A 4,438-nucleotide genomic window follows, 5' to 3' on the forward strand; every position below is an offset into this window, starting at 1 on the left:
CAAGATCGCCGGGCTTGAGGTGCTGCGCATCATCAACGAGCCGACCGCGGCAGCGCTGGCCTATGGCCTCGACAAGAACGAAAGCAGGACGATCGCCGTCTACGACCTCGGCGGCGGCACGTTCGACGTGACTATCCTCGAGATCGACGAGGGCCTTTTCGAGGTGAAATCCACCAACGGGGACACGTTCCTCGGCGGTGAGGATTTCGACATGCGCATCGTCCAGTATCTCGCCGACGAGTTCAGGAAGGAACACGGCGTCGATCTGACCAAGGACAAGATGGCGCTCCAGCGGCTCAAGGAAGCGGCCGAGAAGGCCAAGATCGAACTGTCGAGCTCGCAGCAGACCGAGATCAACCAGCCCTTCATCTCGATGGATCCGAACGGCGGCACGCCGCTGCACCTGGTGATGAAGCTGACCCGCGCCAAGCTGGAAAGTCTGGTGGGCGACCTGATCAAGAAGTCGCTGAAACCCTGCCAGGCGGCGCTCAAGGATGCCGGGCTTTCGGTCGATCAGATCGACGAGGTGATCCTGGTCGGTGGCATGACGCGCATGCCCAAGGTGGTCGAGGAAGTGACCAAGTTCTTCGGCAAGGAGCCGCACAAGGGCGTCAACCCCGATGAGGTGGTCGCCGCCGGCGCCGCGATTCAGGCCGGCGTGCTTCAGGGCGACGTCAAGGATGTGGTGCTGCTCGACGTGACGCCGCTGAGCCTCGGCATCGAGACGCTGGGTGGTGTCTTCACCCGCCTGATCGACCGCAACACGACGATTCCGACCAAGAAGAGCCAGATCTTCTCCACCGCCGAGGACAACCAGAACGCGGTGACGATCCGGGTCTTCCAGGGCGAGCGCGAGATGGCGGCGGACAACAAGCTCCTGGGCCAGTTCAACCTCGAGAACATTCCGCCCGCACCGCGCGGCGTGCCGCAGATCGAGGTGACCTTCGATATCGACGCCAACGGCATCGTGTCGGTCAGTGCCAAGGACAAGGGCACCGGCAAGGAGCAGAAGATCACCATCCAGGCTTCGGGCGGTCTGACCGACGACGAGATCGACCAGATGGTCAAGGACGCCGAAGCCAATGCCGAAGCCGACAAGGGCCGCAAGGAATTGGTCGAGGCGAAGAACCAGGGCGAAAGCCTGCTCCATTCGACCAGGAAGTCGCTTGCCGAGCATTCCGACAAGGTCGATCCGTCGACCGTCGAGGCGATCGAACTGGCCATGGGGCCGCTCGAGGAGGCGATGGAAGGCGACGATCTGGGCAAGATCAGGTCGGGTATCCAGAACCTGACGGAAGCCGCGATGAAGCTGGGCGAAGCCATCTACAAGGCCGAACAGGAAAAGGCCGGCGAGTCCGCGCCCGGTGGCGACGATGACGAACCGCATGGTGTCGACGAGGACATCGTGGATGCCGATTTCGAGGATCTCGGCGACAACAAGCGCTGATGGCGCTACACACCTCCGGGGGGCCGGGCCGGGAAACCGGGCCGGTCCTTGCGTTGGGGGCAAGGGGATAGCAAATGGCCAAACGGGATTATTACGAGGTGCTTGGGGTCTCCCGCAGTGCCACGGATGAGGAAATCAAGAAAGCCTTCCGCCGCAAGGCGCGCGAATTCCATCCCGACAGCAATTCGCACAACCCGAATGCCGAAGCCCAGTTCAAGGAAGCGAACGAGGCATATGACGTTCTGAAAGACCCCGACCGCAAGGCCGCCTATGACCGCTACGGTCATGCGGCGTTCGAAGGCGGGATGGGGGGCGGGCCGCGTGGCGGCTTCCATCAGCAGGGCGATTTCGCCTCGGCCTTTTCCGATGTCTTCGACGATCTCTTCGGCGATTTCATGGGCGGGCGCGGTGGTGGCGGCGCCCGGCAGCGCGCGGCGCGCGGCTCCGATCTGCGCTACAACCTCAGGGTCACGCTGGAGGAAGCCTTTGCCGGCGTCCAGAAGACCATCAACGTGCCGACGTCGGTCGTCTGTTCGGCGTGTTCGGGAACCGGCGCCGAGGGCGGTGCCGAGCCGGTGTCCTGCCCGACCTGTTCGGGCATGGGCAAGGTGCGTGCCCAGCAGGGGTTTTTCACCGTCGAACGCACCTGTCCCACCTGCAACGGGCTGGGCCAGATCATCAAGAATCCCTGTGCCGTCTGCCATGGCAGCGGCCGGGTCGAAAAGGATCGGTCGCTTTCGGTCAACATCCCGCCGGGTGTCGAGACGGGTACCCGCATCCGTCTGGCCGGCGAGGGGGACGCGGGCGCGCGCGGCGGACCGTCGGGCGATCTTTACATCTTCATTCAGGTCGCCGAGCACGACATCTTCCAGCGCGATGCGCAGAACCTGTTCTGTCATGTCCCGGTCAGCATGACCACGGCGGCGCTGGGCGGCGATATCGAGGTGCCGACGATCGACGGTGGCCGCAGCCGGGTGAAAGTGCCCGCCGGCAGCCAGACCGGCAAGCAGATGCGCCTGCGCGGCAAGGGCATGCCGGCGCTGCGCGGCGGCGGATCGGGTGACATGTTCATCGAACTGGTGGCCGAGACGCCGGTCAACCTGACATCGCGCCAGAAGGAGCTTCTGCGCGAATTCGACGAGCTTGGCGCCGAAAACAATCCGCGTTCCAGCAATTTCTTCTCGAAGGTGAAGTCCTTCTGGGAGGAGATGAAGGGATAGTCTGTCGCCCTGTGCGAGCGGCCCTGGTCTGTGATTCGCGCGGGATTACCCTTCGCCTGAAAATCCGAAGCAGTGTGACCCGGCCGGGTTTCCGTAGACCCGAACTCCGGAGCAGGATGGCGCATCCTGCGCAAGACGACGAACGGGCTTTCTGCATGGCGAGCGCCTACCCGCTTGATTGAGCACGAAAATCCCCGACAGACCGGGCTTCGCAACAACACAGGCGGCTTGCAAAGTTATGCTTGCGTTAACGATTGTAAACCGTGTAGTGCGGATCAGGAACGCAGCGATTTGAGTGGATTATGAGTAAGGCGGGTACGATAGACGACCGGACGTTCGCGTCCGCGATGGGGCAGGCGGTTTGGCTGATGTCGATGTCGCCGGACCACCGCGACCTGCCGATCCGCGCGATCGAGACGCGGGTATCGATCCCGCTGCTGCTGGGGCAGTTCCGCGTCTACACCAAGGGCAAGCAGCCGGTGGCCTTCCTGACCTGGGCGACGGTGACCGACGAGGTCAAGGCGCGGATCGGGGCCGGGGAAGTTCCGACGGATATCCGGGACTGGAACGCCGGCGAGAACATGGTGATCGTCGATTGCGTATCGCCGTTCAACGACGGGGCGGTGTTTGCCGATGCGTTTGTCGCGTCACAAAATGAATAATGGTTAACCTCTGTCAGCGTTAAATCATGTGCTTAATTTTGAGCATAATAGAAAATAATCACTCACATACGTAAGAATTCTGGAGGGTAAATGGCACTCGATATTCTGGACTGGACCGACGAAGAAATAATGAATGCGGCACAATCTCTTGGTGCTCGGGCGGATGGTGCGCGGATCATTGGTGTATATTATGAGGTTAGTGCCGGCAAACTTTTCAGCGGAGAATATGTTCGGTTTATTGGCATTGATGTCGAAACCGGACAGCGTATCGTGGCAAATTATGCGGGGGCAACGATCGAGGGAGGGGCGAGTCTGATTCCGGGCACCAACTTTGGCGGGGGCGCATTTGCATTTACCGGAGGCGCCAGACAGTTCAGCGGATTGAGCGTGGGCTGGCAGTTGTCGTCAGGCAATGTGAAGGGCGGCTCGATCAGTCTCGATGGCACAGGGAATACTCTTACTTTCGTTGGGAATAACACTTCCATCGGCTTCAATGTCTCTGGTGGCTACACCTATCATGTAACGGTCGATGGGCAGACCATATATAACTTTGGGAGCCAGCGATATACCCATGACTTCGACGTAACCGATAGCGATCAATATGATCAGGCAATGGCTATCCTGATGAACATCGAAGGGCGTGAGGGCGCCGTTGAGATAAATATGGTTCATCCGGATGGTTATATAATTGTCCAGCGATTCTATATTATTGAGAAAGGGCCGGATGGGGTCAGGGTTGCTCGACATGTTTGGATGGAGGATGAGGATGGAAATCGTGTCCCGGAAAGAATATCGAGGGAGTTTCTTGGACCTACGCCGTGGGATGTCGCCGAGTATTCTAATGGTGAAATAGCCGAAATCGTCTCGTTCCGTGAGTGTTTCCTTACCGCTACGCCGGTCACTCTTTCTGACGGCACGACAAAGCCGATTGAGGCAGTCGTGCCGGGCGATCACGTCCTGTCTTACGATGGCAATGGCAATCTGGTTTCCGGCCGTGTCGTTCGCACGTTCAGCAAGGACGCGAAGCACATTCTCGATTTCTTCGGCCTGATGGTCACGCCGGGGCATGTGATGTTCTGCGCCGACGGCAGGTTTGCCGGCCGGCATGT

Annotated in this window: 4 protein-coding genes; all 4 read left to right on the top strand. The window is 60.2% G+C overall.

Annotation, left to right across the window (positions count from 1 at the left end; genetic code table 11):
• Positions 1–1,447, top strand: a 1,447-nt coding sequence (dnaK, locus tag ACK5IR_RS00165; RefSeq protein ID WP_416924682.1) for a molecular chaperone DnaK, incomplete at its 5' end; no start/stop codon positions are given.
• A gap of 74 nt (positions 1,448–1,521) precedes the next feature.
• Positions 1,522–2,667 carry a molecular chaperone DnaJ gene (gene dnaJ, locus ACK5IR_RS00170; protein ID WP_416924684.1) on the top strand — a complete coding sequence of 382 codons (1,146 nt, stop codon included), beginning with the start codon at positions 1,522–1,524 and terminating at the stop codon, positions 2,665–2,667.
• A gap of 302 nt (positions 2,668–2,969) precedes the next feature.
• Positions 2,970–3,329 carry a toxin-activating lysine-acyltransferase gene (locus ACK5IR_RS00175; protein ID WP_416924686.1) on the top strand — a complete coding sequence of 120 codons (360 nt, stop codon included), beginning with the start codon at positions 2,970–2,972 and terminating at the stop codon, positions 3,327–3,329.
• A 90-nt stretch (positions 3,330–3,419) separates the two neighbouring features.
• On the top strand, positions 3,420–4,438 hold a 1,019-nt coding region (locus ACK5IR_RS00180), incomplete at its 3' end, for a Hint domain-containing protein (RefSeq protein ID WP_416924688.1).

Source organism: Tropicimonas sp., assembly GCF_047971885.1.
Classification (GTDB): domain Bacteria; phylum Pseudomonadota; class Alphaproteobacteria; order Rhodobacterales; family Rhodobacteraceae; genus Tropicimonas.